Consider the following 25,430-nt stretch of genomic DNA (forward strand, 5'->3'; position numbering starts at 1 on the left):
ATGACTGATTCTGAGAAAAACCAACGCCATAAAGCTCGCATGCAACGTCACAAAGAAGTGGTCGATCAGAAGATCCAGAAAGCCACCAGGGATAAAGGACTATTGCTGTGTATAACTGGTAATGGCAAAGGCAAAAGCTCGTCGGGTTTTGGCATGATTGCGCGTGCATTGGGTCATGATATGAAAGTTGGGATTGTGCAATTTATTAAGGGGGCGATGAGTACTGGCGAAGAAGCCTTTTATCGTCGTTTTCCTGAACAGGTCAGTTATCACGTTGTCGGTGATGGGTTTACTTGGGATACCCAGAATCTGGAACAGGATAAAGCTTCTGCCGAAGCAGGTTGGGATATTGTTAAAACCCTGTTACAAGACGACAGCATTCATGTGATTCTGCTGGATGAACTGAATATTGTCCTGAAAATGAAATATCTGGATGCTGACAAAGTGCTGGCCGATATTGCGGCACGTCCAGTTATGCAACATGTGATTATTACCGGTCGCGGCGCACCGGATAGCGTGATTGAAGCAGCTGATACTGTCAGCCGGATTGACGATGTCAAACATGCATTTCGTGATGGGGTTCGGGCACAAAAAGGCATAGAACTCTAAAGAATTTACGCTGGTTTTGGCGTGGATTTTGCTGTGTCATCAAACGGTAAAGTTACTCACAATTTCTGTGGATAACTCTGTGTTTAACTTTGGAGTTAGTTGCTAAGCTGTTCATATTTAAGCACTCTGCTCAAAATGGTCAAAAAACCACCAACACTATTTATTCATTATTTTTCAATAACTTACGAATAGGTCCTGCTTAATCAGTGAGTTAGCGACATCTGTTATAAAAGATATGAAGAAATTGTGAAACAGGTGAATAACTTGCCGGTATTAAATCATAACGTTATCGTGATGATGGTAATTTACGGACATAAAAAAGCCCGGTAGTTAATTACTCTACCGGGCTTTCATTTATTGACTCAGACTGATTCGGTTTCTTTGACGATATCCAAAACCAGTTCATCGTTTTTCAGGATAACCCGAACATGACCACCATCACTGAGCTGACCAAATAACAGTTCATCCGCCAGCGGCCGTTTGATTTTTTCCTGTACCAGCCGCGCCATGGGTCTGGCCCCCATTTGCACATCATAGCCATGCTCTGCCAGCCATTCCCGTGCATCATTTTCAATTTCAATAGTGACGTTTTTGTCCTGCAACAACATTTCCAATTCAAGCACCGCTTTGTCCGCAACACGCAGAATCGCTTCTTTACTCAGAGGTTGGAATTGAATGATGCCATCCAGACGATTACGGAATTCCGGTGAGAAAGCACGTTTCAATGCTTCAGCGCCATCCATATGGTGTTCCTGCTTGGTAAAGCCAATGGAACTGCGGCCCATTTCCTGTGCGCCGGCATTACTGGTCATCACAAGCACCACATGGCGGAAATCAGCCTTGCGGCCATTATTATCGGTTAACGTACCATGGTCCATGACTTGCAATAACAGATTGAACACATCCGGATGGGCTTTTTCAATTTCATCAAGCAATAACACCGCATGAGGCTGCTTGATAATCGCATCAGTCAATAGCCCCCCCTGATCAAACCCGACATAGCCGGGAGGCGCACCAATCAGACGTGACACCGTATGCGGCTCCATATACTCGGACATATCAAAACGAATCAGTTCAACGCCTAAGATACGTGCTAACTGGCGGGTGACTTCTGTTTTACCCACCCCTGTCGGTCCGGCAAACAGGAATGCACCTGTCGGCTTTTCGGGATGTCCCAAACCAGAACGAGCCATTTTAATCGCCGAGCTTAATGCAGAAATTGCATCATCCTGACCGAAAATAACGTGTTTCAGATTTGGCTCAAGATTACGCAGATTGTCTTTATCGGCATTGCTGACTGTTTTAGCCGGAATACGGGCAATCTTGGCAACGATCTGCTGCACATCGGGCACACCAATCATTTTTTTACGTTTTGATTTTGGCAAAATACGTTGTGCTGCACCGACTTCATCCAGTACATCAATCGCTTTGTCAGGCAGATAACGATCATTAATATGACGCGCAGCAAGTTCTGCAGCCTGTTCAATGGCCGCATTGGAATAACGCACATTATGATGCAGCTCTAATCCTGGCTTGAGGCCTTTAAGAATTTCAATGGTTTCAGCCACAGATGGCTCAGGCACATCAATTTTTTGAAAACGACGCGCCAAAGCACGGTCATGTTCAAAGATATTGCGATATTCCTGATAAGTGGTCGAGCCAATACACTTTAATTCCCCGTTAGCCAGTAATGGTTTAAGCAAGTTGGCTGCATCCATCGCACTGTTACCGGCACTTCCTGCACCGATCATGGTGTGAATTTCGTCAATGAACAAAATGGCATGATCCTGCTGTTTAATTTCGCGCAGCAGAGCCTTCAATCGTTTTTCAAAATCTCCACGGTATTTAGTACCAGCGACCAACGCGCCCATGTCCAGTGAATAAACCACGGCCTGTTCAAGCACTTCCGGCACTTCACCATCAACAATACGCTTGGCAAGACCTTCCGCCAGTGCAGTTTTGCCCACCCCGGCTTCACCGACAAACAATGGATTGTTTTTACGACGGCGGCAAAGGACCTGCAAAGTCCGTTCAATCTCATGGGCACGGCCAATAAGCGGATCGATTCGACCCAGTTTTGCTTCAGCATTCAGATTAGTCGCATATAGAGCCAAGGGGCTTTTACTTTCAGAATTGCCGTCTTCAACTTCAATCTTTTCGCTTTTGGTTTCTTCGGCCAGGTTTTCAATACCACCATGACTGATGGCATTCACCACATCCAGCCGACTGACATCCTGCTTCTGCAATAAATAAACAGCTTGAGATTGCTGTTCTGAGAAAATGGACACTAAAACGTTAGCACCAGTGACCTCTTCACCACCGGAAGACTGTACATGCATCACAGCACGTTGCAGAATCCGCTGGAAAGCCAAGGTTGGCTGAGTTTCACGCTCGCTGTCTTCGGCCAAAGTAGGCAAGTTATCGGCAAGAAAATCGGTCAGATCCTGACGCAAAGCATTGATATCCACCTCACAGGCTTTAAGTACCGCCAGCGCCTGTCCGTTCTCCAGCAGGGCCAGTAATAAATGTTCAACCGTGAGAAATTCATGGGATCTTTGTCGAGCATAGTTGAATGCCTGACTTAGCGTGTGTTCAAGTTCTTTACTCAGCATATTGCTATCCGCCTGTTGTCATTGCAGCCATCTCAATCCTGTTCCATGGTGCACTGTAGAGGATGCCCATGTCTTTGGGCATAACTGTTTACCTGTTCCACTTTGGCTTCGGCAATCTCAAATGTAAAGATCCCGCACAAAGCCTGCCCTTCTGTGTGCACTTGTAACATGGTACGTGTGGCTCTTTCACGCCCCATATCAAATAAGGTTTCCAAAACCTCCACCACAAAGTCCATCGGTGTGTAATCATCATTCATCATGATCACCCGATATTTGGGTGGTTGTTTTAAATCAGGTTTAGATGGCGCAACCGCAAAACCGTTCTCGGCCTGCCAATCTTGATCACGTTTTTCTGCCATAGCAAAAATCAACTCGCTGCATCAACCATCTGTTTGAGTTCACCGCTCTCATACAGTTCCATAATAATGTCACATCCACCTACTAATTCACCGTTGATATAGAGTTGTGGGAAGGTTGGCCAGTCAGCATAGCGATGAAGATTTTCGCGTACTTCCGGGTCAGCCAGTACATTTACATAAGCAAATTCTGAGCCACAGGCAGTCAGCGCTTGTGATGAACGACTGGAAAATCCACATTGCGGAAACTCAGGCGTACCTTTCATAAACAGAATCACAGAATTTGATTCAATTGCCTGTTTAATGCGCTCCATAATATCCATCGATGTTACCTCTTTGTTTAGTTAGTTGTAGCAGATGGGGGCACCTGCTGTTAATTCAAGATTACGCCTTTGATTAAGATCGTTGCAATAGTCCCAACACACCATCGAGACCACAAAAATTAAATGTAGTATCGGCAACTTCCTGTACTTTGGGTTTAGCATGATAAGCCACACTCATACCGGCTTCAGCCATCATCAAAAGATCATTTGCACCATCGCCAATAGCAATGGACTGACTATTTTCTATACCCAGGTCAGCGCAGCATTTTATTAAAAAGTCAGCTTTGGCCTGTGCCCCACAAATGGCTCCTTTAACTTCTCCAGTCAGCAAACCATTTGCTTCCGCCAGCACGTTGGCCTGAGTAAAATCCAGATTCAAACGCTTTTTCAGCTTATCAGTAAAAAACGTAAAACCACCGGAAACCAGCGCTGTTTTCATACCAGCCTGTTGCACCGTTTTTAACATCAACTCTGCACCAGGATTGAGCATCAAACGTTCGTTATAGACCCGATCCAACATATCGACGGGCAATCCTTTTAATAAAGCTACCCGTTTTTTTAATGATGTTTCAAAATCAATCTCGCCGCGCATTGCCGCTTCGGTTATTGCCGCCACTTGCGGTTTAAGGTCCATAAAATCGGCAATTTCATCAATACATTCGATATTGATCAAAGTGGAGTCCATATCCATCACAATCAACCGGCAATCATCTGCCACAAAGTTGGCGGGTAAGACATTAATGTCTACTGGAAACTGTTGCCGCAACATGGTTAAGTCAGCATGCTGAGTATTTTCAATTAATGCATAGCGATTTTGCCAACGGCAGTTTCCAGCCAGTTTTTCGGCAATGTCATTGGCCAGTTCATGCGTTAATTGTGGTCCCTGAACAATAATCTGTGTCATGTTTTTATCCAGTCATAAAAGACAAACGGCGAACTGACTTATGTCAGCTCGCCGTATGCAAAGACAGTCGTGTTTACTAATTCAATGATAGTTATTTCACTTCATTCTGATAACGCGCAACACTATCAACAATTTCCTGTTTGGCGGCATCAATTCCCGCCCAACCTTCGATTTTGACCCATTTGTTTTTTTCCAAATCTTTGTAATGTTCAAAGAAATGCGCAATCTGGTTTAGCAAAAATTCTGGCACGTCATTAATATCTTTGACATGGTCATACATTTTGTCGTGAGGAACTGCGACGACTTTGGCATCTTCGCCTTTTTCATCTGTCATTTTCAGCATGCCGACTGGACGGCAAGCAACGACACAACCGTTAATTAAAGGAAATGGCGTTATCACCAGGACATCAACAGGATCACCATCATCCGATAAAGTATTTGGCACATAGCCATAATTTGCCGGGTAAAACATGGCGGTATTCATAAAACGATCGACAAACAGCGCACCGGTTGCTTTATCAACTTCATATTTGACCGGATTAGCATTAGCAGGAATTTCGATGATGACATTGATATCTTCAGGCAGGTTGCTGCCTGGGCCGACACGGTCAAGATTCATAAAGCGATTGCTCCAATATAAGATTAGGTTAGAAACGAAACCCGGCAATTATAAAAGAAACGGCGCTACCATCAAAGCCGATGTCATGCTGTCATTAGCGAATGAAAAAATAAACGGATACACAAATCAGTAATAACGAAAATAATCGGCGTAACCAATGTGACGGTAAAATTTTAGCTAAACGTGCCCCAAACTGAGCAAAAAATACACTGGTAACAATAATGCCAATAAATGCCTGCCAATTTACAAAGCCAGTTTGCCACACGGACTGCTGGCTTATTTCGCTTGGTGCAAACATAATAAAACCAAGTCCTCCGGCAATCGCAATCGGTAAACCGCAGCATGCAGCGGATCCAATTGCCTGCTGAATACTGAGACGGGCCATCACTAAATAAGGAACAATCAATGTTCCGCCACCGATGCCCACCAGCGCACTTATTACGCCACTCCCCAAAGCATAGATAGTCGAAGGTAAGCGATTCAATAAAACAGGATAGGAAGCGGTTGAATTAGGCAACCAAATACGTAGTGCCATTACCAATGCAAATATTGCAAACAGTATCTGCAGTTTGTCACCACTTATTGAGCTTGCCAGCAATGCACCACTAAAAGCGCCAATAATAAGTCCCGGCACCAATCTGCGAACCGCCAGAAATGAAATATTACCTATCCGCCAGTGAGCAAATATGGACGACATGGACGTGACAACAATTGTCATTAATGATGTCGCCACCGCCATATGAATCAGATATTCACTGGGTACCCCCTGTTTGCTGAATAACCAGACCAGGACAGGCACAATCACCAGTCCACCACCAATACCAAATAGCCCCGCAAGTGTGCCTGCCACCATGCCAGCTGAGGCATAACTCAGCCACTCAATCCACATTGGCTTCACATCCGTAGGTTATGCTGTTTTTTTTCGCTAAAATCATGCTGTTTTCCAAACTGAAGATTGTTTAAAGCTTAAACCGCCTGCCCTGAACGAGGGCTTTTTACGGATATCAAATTGTCGAATCACACTGTAACCCACCGCCAAGTTTGGCATATTGCCGGTCCAATGATCATTGCCAATATCTCCACCCCGCTGTTGGGCATGGTAGATACTGCCATGGTTGGGCACCTCAGTGCAGCCCATTACCTGGGAGCCGTGGCGATTGGCAGTATGATTTTCACCTTTGTTTTCTGGGGATTCGGCTTTCTCAGAATGGCGACCACAGGTCTCACCTCTCAAGCCTATGGGGAAAACAACACCCCAAAAATGCAGGCGGTATTAATGCAAGCCATCTGGCTGGCTTTGATAATTGCTCTGTTGTTACTGCTGATACAGCTCCCGATTCGTCATCTCGCTCTTCAGCTGGTCAGTAGCAGTGCTGAAGTGGAACATTTTGCTGCTGTATATTTTGATATCCGGATCTGGAGCGCGCCAGCAACATTAATTAATTACGCCATATTAGGCTGGTTGATCGGTCGTGAAGCATCAAAAGCTGCGTTGGTAATGGTACTGGTTATCAACATCACGAATATTCTGCTGGATGCCGTTTTTGTTATGGGGTTGGGCATGGATGTTGATGGCGTTGCATTGGCATCGGTTATTGCTGAATACACTGGCTTGCTGATCGGACTGCTGTTACTCAGATATTATGGTCTGAATAAAGCCGGTATTCGTTTATCACTCAGCAAAAAAGTACTGCAACAAAGCCGACATGGCTTACATGTACATGGCAATGTAATGATCAGAACCTTTTTGCTAATCAGCTGCTTTGCCCTATTCACCACGCAAGGTGCCCGACAGGGCGATACCGTATTGGCAGCCAACAGTGTTTTACTGAATTTTATTACCTTCATGGCCTTTGTTTTGGATGGTTTTGCCAATGCGACCGAAGCACTGACCGGCAAAGCCATTGGGCGCAAATCTCCAGTGATGTTAAAAAAAGCGCTTGGTCTGACAGCGTTCTGGTCTGTATTGATGGCGCTGCTGTTTTCGCTGACTTATCTGCTGTTTGGTCAGCTGATTATTCGACTATTAACCGGGATTGATGCGGTTATTGAGTTCGCCAACATGCATCTTATCTGGGTGATAATCGCACCGCTGATTGCGGTATGGTCGTATTTGCTGGATGGTTTGTTTGTAGGGGCGACACGCAGCCGCGAAATGCGTAATACCATGCTGTTTTCAGCACTTTGTTGCTATTTGCCTGCTTTTTATCTGCTGCAACCGTTAGGTAATCATGGTTTGTGGGCTGCTTTAATTATTTTCCTGGCGGCAAGAGGCCTCTCGCAAAGTATTTATGTTGGCAGGATCTTGCGACTGGCAGATTCAGCTTAATGGTGTTTAACCGGACTTTGCTGTTTCGTAGGCAATAACCGACGATCGCGTCCGGAACGTCGTTTGATATGAGTCAAATCAAAACGAATGAGTTGTCGCCTCTCAATGCCCTGGCGCCGTTGATATCGACGGCGATCATCATCCCCATCATACTGCCCGAATCCGGGATCCTGAACACACTGTTGTTCGGACTGACTCATCACAGACTTCTCCGTTGATGTCGATAGCTGATCATTACGCCGCAAAAAAACCATTGTCAACGTACTGGGGTCTGCTTATCATTCATACCCTAGCAACTAAATATTTGTTTTTTATGTGTAATCGGACAATCAAACTCTAAACGACTGGCTTTGAGCTGCAATCCATCGCGACTTTTTCTGCCATAACGTGTATCACCACTCACAGGATGGCCTATTGACGCGCAATGACGTCGAATTTGGTGCATTCGTCCAGTTTCAATTTTGACCCTTAGCTGAGTACGGTTCTGTAAAGGGTCATAAGCACGATTTTCAAAATGACTGATGGCATGTTTACCATCCAGCGGCGTATTAACTGTCAGTTGTTGCCAGCTCACCTCTCCATCTACCTGGATCTCGTAGTTTTTTTCAATCATGCGCTGCTGGAACAGCGTGGATAACTGAGCCGCCACTTTTTGCTGATGCGCAATTATCATCAAACCATAGGCTTCACGATCCAGGCGTTGAATCAGAAAACTCTGTCTCGGTTTGTCAAAGGCTAGTTCAGACACCCTCAGCAAACTGCAATGATCGCCCCACTCCGTTCCTTGTGCGAGCATTCCAGCGGGTTTAATCCACACGCTGTAAACACCGAAATCATGTAACAGCTGCGGGGGCTCAGGGATTTGGTCCAGTAAACGCTTATCGTAATACAGCCTCAGTATTTCACCCGAATTCAGTTTTTTTGTCGCCCGGCGCAGGCGTTGAGTCCGTTTCCCTTTTTGTAACCAGACAGCTCCCTTGCTCATCGCCTGCTTAATTTGCTGACGAGATAATTCACAGTGAGCAGCTAACAGATCGACGGCATTTGCCGAGCCTTGTTCTACCGGGATTTTTAACTCGAAACGAGCATGATGATCAGACATTTTATGAAATAGCGCTTTGGCGTAGAATAACGATTTATTTTATCAGGTACCCGCGATGTTTATACCGCAATTAAGCTGTTGTTGTCTTGCTTTAGTATTTGCCATGGCGGTTCAGGCGGATGCTTATAAGTGGATCGATGATGATGGTGATGTTATCTATTCACAAACCCCACCAGTCGACAAACCCTATGAAAAGATGGGCACGCCACCGCCGCCATCAATGAATCCGGAAGCAGCTAAAAAACAAGTTGAGTCGCTTATTGAAGCACAAAAGGCGACCGATAAAGCGCGCGAAGAGGAACAACAAAAACAGCAACAGGAACAGCTCGCCGCTGAAGCTTTGGCAGAAAACTGCCGGGTTGCCAAATATAATCTGCAACAGTACCAAAATAATCCCGGCCGTCGAATGATGGATGCGCAGGGCAATGTCACCCGCCCCACCGAAGAAGAAAGACAGCAAAAAATAAGCACGCTTCAACAGCAAGTTAACCAATTCTGCGAATAGGAGAAGTAACCATGCCTTATTTAAATATTGTGACCAATCAACCCATTAATGATGAAGCCGCGTTATTGAAGGTGGCCAGTAAAACTGTCGCACAGGCATCCGGTAAACCGGAAAGTTACGTGATGATCGCGGTTGAATCAAAAACCGCAATGTCGTTTGGTGGTAGCACTGAGCCTGCAGCGATTCTGGATTATCGATCGCTCGGCTTACCCAGTGACAGAAAAGCGCTTTCTGATGCTTTATGTACGATGATTGAAGAACAGATTGGCGTCAGCGGCAGTCGGACTTATATCAGTATGACTGACTCCGAACGGCAGAACTGGGGCTGGGATCACAGCACTTTTTAAGTGCAAAGCAGACTGCGCTGATATTCTATCTGTCAGCGCGGTCTTTTTTATATCCATCACCATAACTAATTAACAGGAATCACGTTTTCCATGCGTACTTCGAAGCTGCTTATTTCCACCTTAAAAGAAACCCCTGCAGACGCCGAAATCGTCAGCCATCAACTGATGCTTCGTGCCGGATTAATACGCCGACTCGCATCTGGTCTGTATACCTGGTTGCCGATGGGCTTGCGGGTGTTGCGTAAAACTGAAGCCATCGTACGTGAGGAAATGAATAAAGCCGGTGCTCAGGAAGTATTGATGCCTTCAGTACAACCTGCTGAACTCTGGCAGGAAAGCCAGCGCTGGGAGAAATATGGTCCTGAATTATTACGTATTACCGATCGCCATCAACGTGAATTCTGCTACGGTCCGACTCACGAGGAAGTCATTACTGATCTGGTACGTCAGGAAATTCGCAGTTACAAGCAATTACCAGTCAATTTCTATCAAATCCAGACCAAATTCCGTGATGAGATTCGTCCGCGCTTTGGTTTAATGCGTGCCCGCGAATTCCTGATGAAAGATGCGTATTCCTTCCATGTGGATCAAGCCTCTTTGCAGCAAACCTATGATGATATGTATGCAACTTACACACGTATTTTCCAGCGAATCGGTTTGAATTTCCGTGCAGTACTGGCCGATACTGGCAGTATTGGTGGTAATGCCTCACATGAATTCCACGTGTTGGCCAGCTCCGGTGAAGATGCCATTGCCTTCAGCAATGCCAGTGACTACGCCGCCAATGTTGAATTGGCTGAAGCAGTGAAACCTGCCGGTGCTCGTCCTGCGGCATCTGCCCCCATGCAAACCGTTGATACTCCCCACAAACATACCATTGAAGATGTCAGTGCTTTTTTGAAGGTATCGGCTGCACAATGTCTGAAAACGTTATTGGTTGAAGGAGCGGCTAAAAACAGTGTTGTCGCTTTGGTATTACGTGGCGATCATGAACTCAATGAAATCAAGGCAGAAAAACATCCCTTAATTGCAGCGCCATTAACCTTTGTCACCCCGGAACAGGTACATGAAGCCACCGGTGCCAATATCGGTTCTATCGGACCAGTCGGGCTGACGATTCCAATGGTGGTTGATCATGCGGCTGCACATATCGCTGATTTTGTCTGCGGTGCCAATGAAGATGAAAAACATCTGACCGGCGTAAATTGGGGTCGTGACTGCCCGGAACCCGAAACCGCTGACTTACGCAATGTGGTTGCCGGAGATCCGAGTCCGGATGGTCAGGGAACACTGGAAATTGCCCGCGGTATTGAAGTAGGACATATCTTCCAGCTCGGCGAAAACTACAGCAGCAAATTGAATGCTGTGGTGTTAACCGAAACCGGACAATCCCAGGTGATTACTATGGGCTGTTATGGCATTGGGGTCTCCCGAGTGGTGGCCGCAACCATTGAACAGAATAACGACGAAAATGGCATTATCTGGCCACAAGCCATTGCACCATTTGAAGTGGTATTGGTACCGGTCAATGCGCATAAATCACAACGGGTTCGCGATGAAGCGGAAAAAATCTACCAGCAATTACTCGCTGCCGGTATTGATGTCTTACTCGATGATCGTGGACTTCGTCCAGGCGTGGCATTTGCTGATATGGAGCTTATTGGTATTCCACATCGCCTTATTCTTGGTGAGCGTGGACTAGATAACGGTGTGATTGAATATAAACACCGTGCGTCCGGCGAAGCGGATGAATTTGTTTTAAATGATGTAGTGGCCGCCATCCAACAGAAGTTAGCACTTTAAAAATGACGGTGATTCGCCAACAGGACTTTATACAAAGCATCGCTGATGCCTTGCAGTTTATTGCCAATTATCATCCCAGAGATTTTATTGATGCGATGAGCAAAGCCTATGAACGTGAGCAATCAGCTGCTGCAAAAGATGCCATAGCGCAAATTCTAGTGAACTCACGCATGTGCGCCGAAAACAATCGGCCAATTTGTCAGGATACCGGCATTGTGAATATCTTTCTCAAGGTTGGTATGCAAGTGCAATGGGAGACCGACCAAAGCCTGGAAGAGATGGTGAATGAAGGCGTTCGTCAGGCCTATCAACATCCGGATAATGTGCTGCGTGCGTCTATCGTTACCGATCCCCTTGGCAGTCGTAAAAATACTGGTGATAACACACCGGCGGTGATTTATACCGAACTGGTTCCCGGCGACAAGATAGAAATTGATATTGCCGCCAAAGGCGGTGGCAGCGAAAACAAAGCCAAATTCACCATCCTGAACCCCAGTGACAGTCTGCTGGATTGGGTACTGGAAACCGTGCCCAAAATGGGTGCCGGATGGTGTCCACCGGGTATGCTGGGTATTGGCATTGGTGGCACAGCCGAAAAAGCCATGCTGATGGCCAAACAAAGCCTGATGGAAGATATTGATATTCAGGATTTGATTGAACGTGGGCCGCAAACCGCCACTGAAAAATTACGTGTTGAGTTATATGAAAAGGTCAACAACCTGGGCATTGGCGCACAAGGCTTAGGTGGACTGACGACCGTTCTGGATATCAAAATCAAAGATTATCCCACCCACGCAGCCTCCTTACCGGTAGCGATGATTCCGAACTGTGCTGCTACACGTCATGTGCATTTCACCCTGGACGGATCTGGCCCGGCAACGTTCACTCCGCCCTCCTTAAATGACTGGCCGGAAATCACCTGGCAGGCCGCTGAAAACACCCGACATATTAATCTTGATACCGTGACGCATGGTGAGATTAAACAATGGCAACCGGGTGATACGTTATTGCTGACCGGCCATTTTTTAACCGGTCGCGATGCCGCTCATAAAAAAATAGCCGACCTGTTGGATCGAGGCGAACCCTTACCTGAAGGCCTGGATTTTCATAATCGATTTATTTATTACGTCGGGCCAGTAGACCCGGTGAAAAATGAAATTGTCGGTCCTGCCGGCCCCACCACCGCAACCAGGATGGATAAATTTACTGAAACCATGCTGGCTAAAACCGGTCTGTTAGGCATGATAGGTAAAGCCGAGCGTGGTGAACAAACGGTTGATTTGATTAAACAATATCAATCTACCTATCTGATTGCCGTGGGCGGCGCTGCTTATCTGGTATCGAAAGCGATTAAATCTTCTCGATTGGTCGCTTTTGAAGAGCTCGGCATGGAAGCCATTCGTGAGTTCTATGTTGAGAATATGCCGGTCACTGTAGCAGTGGATAGCCAAGGCCGGTCAGTACATCAAACCGGTCCTCAAGAGTGGCAGCAGAAAATCGCTGGCATTCCCATTAAAACGATAACAACTTAGAGAAATTATTATGGGCATTGCAATAAGTTTACATTTACTGGCTTCGGTCATTTGGGTAGGCGGACTATTTTTCGCCTTTATGTTTTTACGCCCCGTCGCGGCTACCATGCTTGAACCAGAGCAACGTTTTCCACTTTGGGCGAGTGTATTTAAACGTTTTTTCCCATGGGTTTGGGCATCCATTGTCACCATCCTGGTTACCGGGTTTGGCATGCTGTTTATGATGGGCGGCATGGGCGGTGTCGGTGTTCATGTACATATCATGTTATTACTCGGAATATTTATGATTCTATTGTTCCTACATGTGTTTTTTAACCCATTCAGAAAACTTAAATGGGCTGTTGCCGAACACGACTGGATAGCCTCAGCCAATGAACTGGATAAAATTCGTAAATTTGTTCGAGCAAATCTCATTCTAGGGTTAATTGTGATTGTCATTGGCTCGGCTGGACGCTATTTTTAGATCCTATGATTGCTAAGCATTTATATATTCCACTGTGTTCACTGCTGTTAACCAGCAGTGTGCTGGCCAATGATATTAAGCAGGTTCGCAATAGCGATGGCGTGGTGGAATTTACGAATGCCGATATAGATGTACGCAAACCGACGTCGATTAACAGTAATAAAACCATTATTTATAAGTCACTTTCCAATGATGGTGAAAGCTTCAGCTTTTCCGATCAAAGACCGATAAATGGTGAGTTCGAGGTGCTGGCTTATGATTGTTACGCCTGTAATCCGACCTCCAAGATCAATTGGCATACCATCAGCCTGAATACTTCCGATTATGCTGATACCGTTAAAACCATGGCGGGTAAGTACAAAGTAGATGCAGCGCTTGTGCGTGCGGTAATCCATGCTGAATCGGCGTTTAATGCCAAAGCACTTTCCAAAAAAGGGGCACAAGGGCTGATGCAACTGATGCCCGGAACCGCTAAGGATCTCGGTGTCACCAATGCGTTTGACGTGCAGCAGAATATTGAAGGTGGCGTGAAATATCTGTCGGGATTACTTGATACCTTCAACGGCGATATCAAATTGGCTACAGCGGCTTATAACGCCGGTCCAGGTGCAGTGAAACGTTACAAAGGAATCCCTCCCTTTGCCGAGACAGAAGTGTATGTTGAACGTGTTGGGATTTTGCATCATCGATATGGGCAGGAAGGATAATTCATTCAACTTAATTTGATCTATTCTTCTCTATTGCCGGTATTAATCAGGGATCGACTGTTTGTCTAATTTTGCCTTATTTCGAAAACGACCAATATGGTTTCCCACACTCTGGGGAAGTTTGCTTATTTTATTGTTGCTGATACTTGGCAGCCTGTATTTTTTAAAACAGTTGGCCGTTATCCTTGCTCCCAATCAGCCCGCCGCTGATCGTACTTACCTGGTGGTGGAAGGCTGGCAGGATGAAAACAGCCTGTTATCTGCCTTGGCCATGTTTCATGCAGAAGAATATCAATACATGATTACTACTGGCGGACCTAATGATCGTTTTGTAAATCCAGCCCATGCCTCGTATGCAGAGCAGGCCGGCGATTTCATGCTGACCCAGGGATTGTCTGCAGAGCAACTGATCGTGATACCGGCCCCCGAATCGGCTCAGGAACGTACTTATCTGAGTGCCGTTATGGTCAGGGATTGGTTCACTTTACATGGTGTAACACTAACCGAACTAAATGTGCATACCAGCCATGTACATGCCAGGCGCACCCGCAGTTTGTATCAACAGGCCTTTCCTGATGTTAATGTTGGTATTTATGCCGCCGCACCACATAATTTTGAGCTTAAACAATGGTGGAAAAGCAGTGATGGCGCAAAATCAGTCATAACAGAATTGATTGGTAATTTTTGGGTAGCGTGTTGTTTTCAGCCAGGTGAGCCCGGTTCACATTATGAAAAATGGGCTGTCGAGAGTAACCGAACGACATCAGACATTCGGTAATCGCAGCGTTAGTGTCCCCTCGCGCTGGGTCATATCAAGATGTTTCATAAAGCTCATTCCCAGCAATACAATATCATCAGACATATGTGGATTAATATGCGCCCGAATGTGTTGCAGCTTTATCGCTCCCAGCTGCACGGTCTCTAATTCCGTAGCATAAACGGGTACAACCCCATTTGCGGTATTCACCATGGCCTGGCGCCCCTGCTTCAAACCTGCTTTTCTGGCGATTCCTGCAGGCACACTGATATTGGTCGCCCCGGTATCCAGCAAAAAGGTCACTTCATGGCCATTGATAAACCCCGGAGCAACATAATGTCCGGCCTGATTTCTCAATAGCACGACATCTGAGCCCAGACCGGCATCCATTTCCACCAGATGCCGGTTAGGGTTATGTTTCTGTTCAATGAAACCATTAAAAAACAATGTCAGTGACCCCATTAATAACAACCAGAAAATAATGGTAAATGCTTTTGACGAGCCTTGTTGATGTGCGGGATTCATTTTCATTTAAGCTATTTCAGTTAAGGTAAAACCATTTCAGTATAACGACTGTCAGAATGACATTATGCGGGCAAGTAGCTCAAATTACATCCAAGTTGGAGACATTGGCAAATGAACACACGCAGTCTGATGGATAAACTTTTACAATCTGGTCAGCAATTTCTCGATAAACAAAATAATGGTTCCAGCAGTGGTGACAATAAAATAGGTCAGTTTTTAACGGGTGCGGGTGGCGGTGCTTTAGCGGGAACAGCGGTGGGGCTGCTGCTTGGCAATAAAAAGGCACGCAAAATGGGTGGCAGTGTACTCAAATACGGTGGTGTAGCAGCGCTGGGGGCTGTTGCATTTAAAGCCTATCAGAACTGGCAGCAAAATAACCTGCAAACAGCACCACAAGCCACGCCACAAACCATAGACAAGTTACCCGCAGCAGAGGCTGAACGTCACAGTCAGGTCATTCTGCAAGCCATGATCGGGGCCGCCAAGGCGGATGGACATATCGATGATCAGGAGCGTCTGTTAATTGATCAGCAAATTGCTGAATATACCGATGATTCCGAATTACAAAAATGGATAGATTCAGAGTTAAAAAAGCCGGTCAACCCGGTTGAAATTGCCAGGTTAGCGTCAACTCAGGAAATGGCTGCTGAAATGTATCTGGCCAGTTTGATCATGATTGATGAAGATAGCTTTATGGAAAAAGCGTATCTGGATGAACTGGCGCGTCAGCTAAATCTCGATGAAGCATTAAAAGCTGAAATCCATCAGGCTAAAAATAACGCTGTCTCATGATATGCTTTGCGCATGTCATTTTTACCCTCGCTGTTTTTCATGTTGCTGGGCAGCAGTTTTGCGCAGTCAACAACCCTCTTTGATACTGTCTCAGTTGAAACAGTTGATGCAGAACTGACCACTGGAAATTGTACTGACTGTAATCTGTCTGAACAGGCTAAATGGTATTTCAACAATGAAATTATCGCTCCCCTCCCTACCCCCGCTTCATCATTAGTCAAGCTGCCAGAATGGTTGGAAAAACAATCTGAAATCAACGATGACATCGCCGTCTGGATAGCTTCCCCAGATTTAATAGAGTCTGCACAGCTCGATGCTTCAGGCCAACTCATCAGCATAAAAGATGGGAAAAAAGTCCCATTTAAAACCGTTAAGCAAATCCCTCAGAACCAGTCATTCTGGAATCAGGATACCACCGCATTTTTTAACCAACGTGATATACGCCTACGCGGCGAATGGATCGACAACAAGTTTATAGCCCGCACGGTCTGGCCGCTGGATTTTGTCATTACCAACTTTCAGTTACTCCCCCTAAATGCAGATGAAGACTTACAAACCCTGATTCAGGCAGATGATGGTGGCGTACGGCAACCACATCAAAGCCGGTTATTATGGGAACGCACCCCCGGCTCTGCCATGGGTGCTGCCGGAAAACCGGTTTTTGGACTGATGCTGAATGGTGCTCAGGGTGATGATCATGAAGCACTTGCAGGTCATTTCGCCGTAATCACCGGACAATTTAACACTGATGGCAGCTATCATGACTGGCTGGTGAATAATTTCTATAACCTTGATGTGATCAGTGAAAAAGGTATTCTTGCGGCCGTCACCCCGATGGATAATTACCTGGCGGATCTTAATGCAGGACAGAATTATTATCGCCCATCCTACATGCTGGTGGCCACGCTTAAAAACGGCCAGGCAGCCACCGAGTTTCAGCAATCAATTAATCAGGTAATGAACTATTTTTACCGGCATGAATTTCTCTATAACCATGCTGGTGCCAATTGCACTGGTATCAGCATCGATACCTTACGGGCCTTAGGCTGGGAAGTACCTGAGCGGGGCATAAATGGTTATGTACAGGCTATCGGAGCCTATTTTTATACGGTCATTACCGAAATGGATTTGGACGCTGCCAGACAAATTTATGACTATCTCATCACTGAAACAACACGGCTGTTACCCGCAGTAGCATTTGATGCCATTGGCGAAGATTTAATCCGTTTGACTGCCACTAAACCACCCCGCTCACTGACACCCTACGAACAAACACTTGCAGATTCAATTGAAGCCATCTGGTTTGTCCGGATTCCACAAATCCCATCAAGCCGGGTATCAGGAGATGCACCGGTGTATAGCTTTAGCGAATATCTGGAAACGGCACCAGATGATCGCGATGAGTGGGTCACTATTGAATTGGCAACACGTGATATGCCTCAATCATTAAAACAACAAGAACCAGTGAATCCACGCCCCTCGCCAATTCCCTGGCCTATCATATTGATTTTATTTGGTCTTTCCAGCTTTATTGCTCTGTCATTACGCTGGATGTTCAACAAAAGCATTAGTTCGTTAGATTAGGCGTATTACGCTGGCGTTTTTCCCACAGTTTTTTGGCGTAACGACGCATGTTTGGAATATCATCCGTTTCATCCATAATGGATTTTCCGATAATCGTTTCAAAAATATCTTCCATGGTCACAAGACCTAACCAGCTTCCGTACTCGTCATAAACAATTGCCATATGCTGGCGTTCTTTCATTAACAAAGTCATGACCGATTCAACATCTTTCTGATCAGTCACCACTACAATCGGTTTCATGACATCAGAAACTTTCGTAGTACTATCCGCCCCAATAACATCGCGTCGGAAAATCACGCCTAATGGCGACTCATTTGTATCAAGAACCGGATAGCGAGAAAATTGTCCCTCTTGCGAGCGTTTGATGAATTCCGCAATGGTTTCATCCGGACCAACATATTCGGAGACAGTTCGAGGAGTCATAATGTCTCTTGTGCGGATTTCATGTAAATCCAGAATATTGGCAATAACGCGTGACTCATCTTCGTCCAGCTCCCCTAACTCATGTCCAAGAGAGGTCATCGCTTTGATTTCAAGACGAATATCACCCTGCTGTTCTTTGCCGCCGATCAATTTCATCATCTGATCTGACACCCAGATAAAAGGTTTTAACATCCAGATCATGGCATTTAAAATCGGGGGCAAGATGGGGGCCAAACTCCGCCAATATTTTGCACCAATTGTTTTAGGCAGAATTTCTGAAAGTATGAGAATCAATAGCGTCATAATTACTGAGGCAATACCGAGATAGCCATTACCAAAAACCACGGTTACCTGTGCACCAACGCCTAATGCGCCTACCGTATGCGCGACTGTATTCAGCGTCAGAATAGCGGCTAGAGGCTGATCGATTTTATCTTTAAGCCGGTTAAGCTGTTTGTAAAGCTTAGGTTTATGCTCTTTCTGCTGGGCAATATAACTAGGAGTGACAGATAGTAATGCCGCTTCGAGAATAGAACAAACAAATGAGACAAGAATTGAAAGTACCGCAAAAGCGATAAGTAAAGTCATTAGGGTTAACAGCTCCAGTTACAGGGGACAGTCATAATACACTGGACATAAATTACTGTATATCAATACTATTCAGCGAAAATAAAAGCCTGCATTAACCATCACGCCTGCAGCAGCAAACGGCACAACTTCAAGGTTTACCCTGCGATGCTGAACACCGAAAGCCGGTAAAATGACCGGTGCAACGCCCAGATCATTCAAAGGAATTTTATCTCTATATTCCCCGCGATAGCCATACAAAAGCCCGGCGGTCAGTTTGGCATAAGCTTTGGTATTTTCACCTAAGTCATAATCGTAGCGACCGCCGCCATAAAGATAGAGCGTCTGCTGGTCATAACTGTTTTTAAACGTCGCAGCACCTGCCAGCCAGCGGACATCATCACGCCAACTGGCTTGATTCGGAACAACAAAAAGCTTCACCTCATCATTGAAATAATATTCAAGATTGAACAGCTTTTGATGATTATTATGATCCGGCTCCGGATTATAATGCTTCGTCCATAATGAGGTCTGCAGTAACAACTCATCCCCATCAGTAAAAATCCCATTCGCATGAACAGGGTTTATCAAAATCAAACAAAGCATTAATAGTTTTTTCATAGCAATATGACTTTTCACTTAGCTGGCAGTTCCAGTCTGTTGAATGCCTGTCATTTTACGACGTAACCACTTTTCGGCCTCTAAAATCAAATACATCATCACACCTACTGCAATAATTTCCATACCGTGTCGTAAACCAATAGGTCTTGTTTCAAATAAGGTATTCATTATCGGGGCGTATGTGAATATCAACTGCAAGACAATAACCAGGCCGATGGAAATAAATACGATATGCGAAGTAAACCATTGTTTAATTGACCAGGATGCACTGCTTAGACAACGCACATTAAACAAATAAAATACTTCCATAACGACCAGCGTATTGACAGCATAAGTTCGGGATTGCTCAAGTGAGGCTCCCTGAGATTGGGTCCATAAAAACATGCCGTAGACACCAATCACAAACAGTAATGACACAAAGCTGATGCGCCAGACCAGGAAACCGGAGAGCATTTTTTCATCACGCTTTCTGGGTTGACGGCGCATGGCATTTTCTTCTCCCGGCTCAAATGCAAGAGATAGCGCCAGAGCGATTGAGCTCACCATATTAATCCATAAAATTTGCAATGGCGTTATTGGCAAGGTCATGCCGGCCATTACCGCCACGATAATACTCAATGATTCACCACCATTGATGGGCAATAAAAATAAAATGGCTTTTTTCAGGTTGTCATACACTGTGCGGCCTTCTCGCACTGCTCTGGCAATCGAAGCAAAGTTATCATCTGCCAATACCATTTCAGCTGCTTCCTTGGCCGCTTCCGTACCGCCATGTCCCATCGCAATCCCGACATCAGCTCGTTTCAAGGCAGGTGCATCATTGACACCATCACCGGTCATCGCAACAACATGACCATTTGCCTGCAAGGCACTGACTAACCGTAATTTATGTTCTGGTGCCGTTCGTGCAAAAACATCCGTTTGCTGAACCAAGTGCTGCAATTCCGTATCACTCAATTGAGTGAGATCATGGCCAGTAAGCACGTTATCCGTATTCTTCAGACCTAGTTTTTTCGCAATGGCACCCGCAGTAGCAGCATGATCACCAGTGATCATTTTGACCTGAATTCCCGCCTTATGACATTCACTGACCGCAGTGATGGCTTCTTCCCGAGGAGGATCAATCAAACCAATCAAGCCCAGCAATACCAGTCCTTGATCTAAATCCTCGAATTGCAATTCACCGGTATTGTGATCGACCGTTTTAGTGGCTACCGCCAATACACGCTGGCCGTCTGCTGCAATTTTTTCAATCTGTGAATGCCAATAGGCCTGGTCGACTTCGACATCACCTTCATCAGTACGCTGAAACTGACATAGTTCGATGAGTTTTTCCGGTGCACCTTTAACCGCTATAAAATCATGCCCTTGGTGATCATGATGCAGCGTGGCCATAAACCGATGGGCAGTATCAAAAGGAATAACATCCCGACGCGGATAATATTGTTTCAATTCCTCCAGCGTGAAATCCGCTTTTAATGCTGCGGTGAGCATTGCGGCTTCCATCGGGTCACCTTCTGCCAGCCAGTCATCATCACGTCGCTTTAAGGTCGAATCATTACAAATAGCTGAACAACGCAAAAGTAACGTTAACGTTGGGTGCTGTTCCGTTTCAACAGGTTGATTATCAATGATGAACTCTCCAGCAGGTGCATATCCCACTCCACTGACCGAATAGTTGTTTGTTAAGCTCATCACTGTGGAAACGGTCATCTCATTACGCGTTAATGTACCTGTTTTATCCGAGCAGATAATCGATACTGCGCCCAGCGTCTCTACCGCTGGCAAACGCCGGATAATCGCATTACGGCTGGCCATGCGTTGCACACCAATTGCCAGCGTGATGGTCAAAATCGCCGGCAATCCTTCGGGAATACCGGCGACAGCCACGCCGACAACAATCATGAACATTTCAATAGCCGGTGTCTGATTCAACCAGTAACCGTAGCTGAATACCAAAGCAGCGATGACCATAATGACCAAAGTCAGCCAGCGGGAGAACACGGACATTTGCTTTAACAGCGGAGTGGTGAGATTTTCGATATCGGAAATCATGCCACTGATTCGACCAATCTCGGTATGTGCGCCGGTTGCAACAACAACACCATGCCCCTGCCCGGAGGTCACTAATGTGCCTGAGTAGGCCATACATAGCCTATCGCCTAACACAGCGTCAACCGCGACCGGCTCACTATTTTTTTCAACAGCGACAGACTCGCCAGTTAATACGGCTTCCTGAATCTGTAAACCTTTAGCACTGAATATCCGTAAATCCGCTGGCACTTTATCGCCCGGCTCCAATACCACTACATCACCGGGAACCAGTTGATCTGCTTCAATTCGAAGCCTATGTCCATCACGGAGCGCTGTAGCATGAGGCGCCAACATATCCTTGATGGCATCCAGCGCCTTTTCGGCTTTTCCTTCCTGAACAAAACCGATAATGGTATTTAAGATGACAACCGCCAGGATGACCCAAAAATCGATCCAGTGACCAAGTATGGCGGTTAAAAACGCAGCACCTAACAAAACATAAATCAGCAAATTATGCATTTGAGCTAATAGTCTGACGAAGGCCGAACGCCCTTTTGCACGTGGCAAGTGGTTAGGACCGAATTGCTGCAGTCGTTGTTCAATCTTTTCAGCCCCTAAACCATGCTTATCACTATCAAGTTGTGACAGACTTTCCTCAAAGCTGAGGTGATGCCATGATTTTTCAAAAGGTTGTTTCTGCATATCTTCGTTCATAGATAGCTCCTGGTAAGGCTCATAACTTTAGCATACCGTTTTTAAACAAATGCCTTATTAACAATGAGCTTTCACTTGATCTGCATCAAGCTGCACAATAGGCTTATTGTTTAATTGTGCTCTAAGGAAATTATCATTAACACCATCAGTATTTTAGGTAGCGGCTGGCTGGGATTACCGCTTGCAACTATTCTTTATAAACAAGCTTTTAGAGTAAGAGCCTCGACTCGGCATCATGAGCGTTTTACCGAACTGGACGCTACAGGTGCACGCGCATTTCATGTTGATATTGACCAATTATCTGAAATCAGTGAATTTCTGGACAGTGAAATTCTGATTATCAATATCACCTCGAAAAACATTAACGGCTTCGCCAGGCTGATTGAGCAAATTGAAACATCACCAATTCAAAAGGTCTTGTTTATCAGTTCCACTTCGGTGTATCAGAATCTTAACCGGGAAGTCACTGAAGATGAAAACGCCGAAGATCACAACAGCGTGTTATGGCAAATCGAACAATTGTTTCAAAACAATACGCACTTTAAAACGACAATAGTCCGCTTCAGCGGCTTAATTGATAGCCGTCGCCATCCTGGCAGATTTTTCCGTAATGGTCGCAGCGTGCCACAAGCCGATGCTCCAGTGAACCTGATTCATCTGGATGATTGCCTGGGTATTATCAATGCCATTTTGCAACAGGAAGCCTGGGGCGAAATATTTAATGGTTGTGCGGATACACATCCCAGCAAACGTGAGTTTTACGGTTATGCCAGAAAGTTAATGGGCCTGTCACCACCGGAATTTGATACTGAAACGGAGATTAAGTACAAAATAATCAGCAATCAAAAAGTTAAATCAAAGTTAAACTATACCTTTCAACACCCTGATTTAATGAAGATTACTTTCTAATGAAAAACCAACTTTGCCCCTGTCAGAGTCAATCTATTTATGACGAGTGTTGTGGCTTGCTGCATCAAGGTAAAGAGGTTGCTATTAAAGCTGAGCAATTAATGCGTTCTCGCTACAGCGCCTTTGTAATGCACAATATCAGCTATTTACAGGCGACATTGCACCCATCGCAACGACAGCCGGATGATTTGCTTAATTTGCAGCAAACTATGGAAACCACACAGTGGCTAGGTTTAACCATTGTGGATCACGCTGAAACTGATGATGAGGCGGAAGTGGAATTTATTGCCTTTTATGTAGATAACCCTATCGGACAGTTACACGAACGCTCTCGATTCAGTCGACAGCAAGGTCACTGGTTTTATATTGACGGCGAGTTTTTACCGCCGATAAAACTTGGTCGTAATGATAACTGTATTTGTGGCAGTGGCAAAAAACTGAAACGCTGCCACGGATGATGTCAGGTATTTGACTCACCTAAATAGCGTTTGCGCTTGGCAGGCTTTAATTGCTGTAAATCTACCATCACCAGACCATCAATACAGTTACCGAAACTGGCATCGATATTAAAATCAATAAACCGTACACCTCTCGGCTCACAAATATCGGCATATTGTTTATATAGCGTCGGTACCGTCACATTCATATGTGTCAGCTGCTCTCGCATCGCTGTAAAGTCACTATCGGCATCTTGATTAACTAACGTTGAATACACTCGTTGTTGCAGCTCTGTATCAAAAATGGACGGTACTCTGGCAGTCGCCAGAGATTCCGTATCTGCAAAATGTTTTTGATAAAAACTGACAATCAACGCCTTGGCAAAATCAGGATAAGTATTGCTGAGGCTGACCGGCCCGAACAGATAACGGATCTCTGGATAGCGTTTGAGATAGGCGCCAATGCCATACCACAGATAATCCAAACTGCGTTTTCCCCAGTATTTAGGGCTGACAAAGCTGCGACCTAATTCAATACTAACCGGAAAATATTGCTGCATCGCCGAGTTAAAACTGAATAGCTCGCTGGTATAAATATCACGCTCTGCCTCCATAATACGAGCAACTTCACCAATCCGGTAAGCACCAGCGATCTCCAGCTCCTGCTCATCCCACAAAATCAGATGCCGGTAATCCCGATCGTACTGGTCTAAATCCCGTTTTTTTCCCGTGCCTTCACCCACCTGTCTGAAGGTAATTTCCCGTAACCGGCCAATCTCCTGCATAACAGCAGAATTCGCCTGATAATCAAACAGATATATCTTCTTATGATCGGCTGTCTCACCCAATAATTCAGCTTGCTGTAATTCTTTTTTAATCGCCCGGCGTTCCTGCGGGTGAGCAATCGTCTGTTCAGTCACAAATAATGGCTTTTTACCTTTGGCCAGCCGATACAAATGACGACGTAATAATTTGGCCTTTTCCGCTTTGACCAATGGCAGCTGTTCAATCTGCTGATAGGCAATCGTTTCCCCTACCCGCATTGAGATGGTTTTAGAGTTTTTGTTGAACATTTCATGCGCCAGCATCATGCCGGATAAAGGTTTGTAGACCATAGAAGCACTGTAAAACAGCGATGAGTTTCTGGCTTCAACATAAATTGGCAAAATAGGTGCCTGGGTTTTCCTGGCAAAATTTAAAAACCCGCTGTTCCATTTACCATCCCGAACACCACCGGGGCGAATTCGCGAAACTTCACCGGCAGGAAACACGATGACGGCTTCATCATTATTCAAACACTCGACAATACGTGCCACGCTGCTTTTACGGGTAGATTTTGAGAGGTTATCAACCGGCAGAAACAATGAACTTAATGCGGAAAAGTTCAGCAACATATCATTGGCAACGATTTTCACATCGCGCCTGACCTCTCCCACCAGCTTTAACAAACATAATCCATCCAACGCGCCTAATGGATGATTGGCAACAATTACCACCCGGCCAGTGGCAGGAATATTATTGCGGTGACGATGGGTAATACTGTAACTGAAGTTAAAATAATCCAGAACTTCATCAATGAAATCAAAACCTTCAAGCTGCTTATGCTGTTCGAGGAAACGATTAACTTCTTGCTCATGGGTGATTTTTCGGAGAAAGCCTAAAGTCGGTATTCTGACCCAGGGTTTTTGCTTTTGAAAATTGGGAAATTTTTGTTGAACAGCCTGTTCAATATTGAGCATACATATTCTCTGATAACTTCATGCCGCAAAGTCTAGAGAATATATATGACAAAAAAATAACGGTTTGATGACTGTTCGGTGACAGTCTCGCAAACCGTTATATCTGAAGAGTTTTA

Annotated in this window: 26 protein-coding genes; 13 read left to right on the forward strand and 13 right to left on the reverse strand. The window is 45.4% G+C overall.

Going from position 1 to position 25,430, the window contains the following annotated elements; genetic code table 11:
* Positions 1–609: a cob(I)yrinic acid a,c-diamide adenosyltransferase gene (gene cobO, locus B2W60_RS00070; RefSeq protein WP_292361398.1), complete on the forward strand. Its 609-nt coding sequence runs from the start codon at positions 1–3 to the stop codon at positions 607–609.
* A gap of 362 nt (positions 610–971) precedes the next feature.
* Here the strand turns inward: cobO and clpA are convergent, their stop codons facing one another.
* From clpA to B2W60_RS00100, 6 genes are all read right to left on the reverse strand, one after another.
* On the reverse strand, positions 972–3,221 hold the full coding sequence (gene clpA, locus B2W60_RS00075; protein ID WP_292361399.1) for an ATP-dependent Clp protease ATP-binding subunit ClpA: 2,250 nt from the start codon (positions 3,219–3,221) through the stop codon (positions 972–974).
* 32 nt (positions 3,222–3,253) lie between these two features.
* Positions 3,254–3,580: an ATP-dependent Clp protease adapter ClpS gene (gene clpS, locus B2W60_RS00080; RefSeq protein ID WP_292361400.1), complete on the reverse strand. Its 327-nt coding sequence runs from the start codon at positions 3,578–3,580 to the stop codon at positions 3,254–3,256.
* An 8-nt stretch (positions 3,581–3,588) separates the two neighbouring features.
* Positions 3,589–3,900, reverse strand: a complete 312-nt coding sequence (grxD, locus tag B2W60_RS00085; protein ID WP_292361401.1) for a Grx4 family monothiol glutaredoxin — start codon at positions 3,898–3,900, stop codon at positions 3,589–3,591.
* 73 nt (positions 3,901–3,973) lie between these two features.
* The gene (serB, locus tag B2W60_RS00090) at positions 3,974–4,804 is read right to left on the reverse strand and encodes a phosphoserine phosphatase SerB (protein WP_292361402.1); all 831 of its coding nucleotides are present in this window, start codon (positions 4,802–4,804) and stop codon (positions 3,974–3,976) included.
* Between the two features lie 91 nt (positions 4,805–4,895).
* Complete coding sequence (gene ppa / locus B2W60_RS00095) at positions 4,896–5,423, reverse strand: inorganic diphosphatase (protein ID WP_292361403.1); 528 nt, start codon at positions 5,421–5,423, stop codon at positions 4,896–4,898.
* A gap of 94 nt (positions 5,424–5,517) precedes the next feature.
* Positions 5,518–6,312, reverse strand: coding sequence for a sulfite exporter TauE/SafE family protein (locus tag B2W60_RS00100; RefSeq protein ID WP_292361404.1), 795 nt, complete (start codon positions 6,310–6,312; stop codon positions 5,518–5,520).
* A gap of 120 nt (positions 6,313–6,432) precedes the next feature.
* On the opposite strand from B2W60_RS00100, the gene B2W60_RS00105 reads away from it, so the two are divergent.
* Entirely contained in the window at positions 6,433–7,752 is a 1,320-nt protein-coding gene (locus B2W60_RS00105; protein WP_292361405.1) for an MATE family efflux transporter, read from the forward strand.
* On the opposite strand, the gene B2W60_RS00110 is transcribed toward B2W60_RS00105, so the two are convergent.
* Both B2W60_RS00110 and B2W60_RS00115 read right to left on the reverse strand, forming a co-directional pair.
* Positions 7,749–7,952, reverse strand: a complete 204-nt coding sequence (locus B2W60_RS00110; RefSeq protein WP_292361406.1) for a hypothetical protein — start codon at positions 7,950–7,952, stop codon at positions 7,749–7,751. The two genes, B2W60_RS00105 and B2W60_RS00110, sit on opposite strands and share 4 nt — an antisense overlap.
* 89 nt (positions 7,953–8,041) lie before the next feature.
* Entirely contained in the window at positions 8,042–8,854 is an 813-nt protein-coding gene (locus B2W60_RS00115) for an RluA family pseudouridine synthase (protein ID WP_292361407.1), read from the reverse strand.
* Between the two features lie 55 nt (positions 8,855–8,909).
* Between B2W60_RS00115 and B2W60_RS00120 the strand changes: the two genes are divergently transcribed.
* The 7 genes from B2W60_RS00120 (at position 8,910) to B2W60_RS00150 (ending at position 14,989) form a co-directional block, all read left to right on the forward strand.
* On the forward strand, positions 8,910–9,359 hold the full coding sequence (locus tag B2W60_RS00120) for a DUF4124 domain-containing protein (RefSeq protein ID WP_292361408.1): 450 nt from the start codon (positions 8,910–8,912) through the stop codon (positions 9,357–9,359).
* Positions 9,360–9,370: 11 nt separating this feature from the next.
* Positions 9,371–9,706, forward strand: a complete 336-nt coding sequence (locus B2W60_RS00125; RefSeq protein WP_292361409.1) for a phenylpyruvate tautomerase MIF-related protein — start codon at positions 9,371–9,373, stop codon at positions 9,704–9,706.
* A 90-nt stretch (positions 9,707–9,796) separates the two neighbouring features.
* Positions 9,797–11,509: a proline--tRNA ligase gene (locus B2W60_RS00130; protein WP_292361410.1), complete on the forward strand. Its 1,713-nt coding sequence runs from the start codon at positions 9,797–9,799 to the stop codon at positions 11,507–11,509.
* Between the two features lie 2 nt (positions 11,510–11,511).
* Positions 11,512–13,041 carry a fumarate hydratase gene (locus B2W60_RS00135; RefSeq protein ID WP_292361411.1) on the forward strand — a complete coding sequence of 510 codons (1,530 nt, stop codon included), beginning with the start codon at positions 11,512–11,514 and terminating at the stop codon, positions 13,039–13,041.
* A 10-nt stretch (positions 13,042–13,051) separates the two neighbouring features.
* Positions 13,052–13,504, forward strand: coding sequence for a CopD family protein (locus tag B2W60_RS00140; protein WP_292361412.1), 453 nt, complete (start codon positions 13,052–13,054; stop codon positions 13,502–13,504).
* A 5-nt stretch (positions 13,505–13,509) separates the two neighbouring features.
* Positions 13,510–14,211: a lytic transglycosylase domain-containing protein gene (locus B2W60_RS00145; RefSeq protein ID WP_292361413.1), complete on the forward strand. Its 702-nt coding sequence runs from the start codon at positions 13,510–13,512 to the stop codon at positions 14,209–14,211.
* A 61-nt stretch (positions 14,212–14,272) separates the two neighbouring features.
* On the forward strand, positions 14,273–14,989 hold the full coding sequence (locus B2W60_RS00150) for an ElyC/SanA/YdcF family protein (RefSeq protein WP_292361414.1): 717 nt from the start codon (positions 14,273–14,275) through the stop codon (positions 14,987–14,989).
* Here the strand turns inward: B2W60_RS00150 and B2W60_RS00155 are convergent.
* The gene (locus tag B2W60_RS00155; protein ID WP_292361415.1) at positions 14,975–15,499 is read right to left on the reverse strand and encodes a retropepsin-like aspartic protease family protein; all 525 of its coding nucleotides are present in this window, start codon (positions 15,497–15,499) and stop codon (positions 14,975–14,977) included. The genes B2W60_RS00150 and B2W60_RS00155 overlap by 15 nt on opposite strands.
* 105 nt (positions 15,500–15,604) lie before the next feature.
* On the opposite strand from B2W60_RS00155, the gene B2W60_RS00160 reads away from it, so the two are divergent.
* Together B2W60_RS00160 and B2W60_RS00165 are read left to right on the forward strand one after the other, a co-directional pair.
* Positions 15,605–16,285 carry a tellurite resistance TerB family protein gene (locus B2W60_RS00160; protein WP_292361416.1) on the forward strand — a complete coding sequence of 227 codons (681 nt, stop codon included), beginning with the start codon at positions 15,605–15,607 and terminating at the stop codon, positions 16,283–16,285.
* 12 nt (positions 16,286–16,297) lie between these two features.
* Complete coding sequence (locus B2W60_RS00165; protein WP_292361417.1) at positions 16,298–17,869, forward strand: hypothetical protein; 1,572 nt, start codon at positions 16,298–16,300, stop codon at positions 17,867–17,869.
* Here the strand turns inward: B2W60_RS00165 and B2W60_RS00170 are convergent.
* The 3 genes from B2W60_RS00170 to B2W60_RS00180 form a co-directional block, all read right to left on the reverse strand.
* Positions 17,853–18,881 carry a CNNM domain-containing protein gene (locus B2W60_RS00170; RefSeq protein WP_292361418.1) on the reverse strand — a complete coding sequence of 343 codons (1,029 nt, stop codon included), beginning with the start codon at positions 18,879–18,881 and terminating at the stop codon, positions 17,853–17,855. The two genes, B2W60_RS00165 and B2W60_RS00170, sit on opposite strands and share 17 nt — an antisense overlap.
* Before the next feature lie 72 nt (positions 18,882–18,953).
* A complete protein-coding gene (locus B2W60_RS00175; RefSeq protein ID WP_292361419.1) occupies positions 18,954–19,481 on the reverse strand; it encodes a hypothetical protein in 528 nt (175 codons plus the stop codon).
* 18 nt (positions 19,482–19,499) lie between these two features.
* Entirely contained in the window at positions 19,500–22,229 is a 2,730-nt protein-coding gene (locus B2W60_RS00180) for a cation-transporting P-type ATPase (protein ID WP_292361420.1), read from the reverse strand.
* Between the two features lie 114 nt (positions 22,230–22,343).
* Between B2W60_RS00180 and B2W60_RS00185 the strand changes: the two genes are divergently transcribed.
* Together B2W60_RS00185 and B2W60_RS00190 are read left to right on the forward strand one after the other, a co-directional pair.
* Complete coding sequence (locus B2W60_RS00185) at positions 22,344–23,138, forward strand: SDR family oxidoreductase (RefSeq protein ID WP_292361421.1); 795 nt, start codon at positions 22,344–22,346, stop codon at positions 23,136–23,138.
* Positions 23,138–23,596 (forward strand): YchJ family protein, encoded by a 459-nt coding sequence (locus tag B2W60_RS00190; protein WP_292361422.1) that lies wholly within the window; start codon positions 23,138–23,140, stop codon positions 23,594–23,596. Before B2W60_RS00185 ends, B2W60_RS00190 begins: the two co-directional genes overlap by 1 nt.
* A 2-nt stretch (positions 23,597–23,598) precedes the next feature.
* Here B2W60_RS00190 and B2W60_RS00195 read toward each other — a convergent pair whose 3' ends face one another.
* Positions 23,599–25,314, reverse strand: coding sequence for a lysophospholipid acyltransferase family protein (locus tag B2W60_RS00195; RefSeq protein ID WP_292361423.1), 1,716 nt, complete (start codon positions 25,312–25,314; stop codon positions 23,599–23,601).
* Positions 25,315–25,430: the final 116 nt, after the last annotated feature.

This window comes from Methylophaga sp. UBA2496, from assembly GCF_002341635.1.
In the GTDB taxonomy this organism is placed as follows: Bacteria; Pseudomonadota; Gammaproteobacteria; order Nitrosococcales; family Methylophagaceae; genus Methylophaga.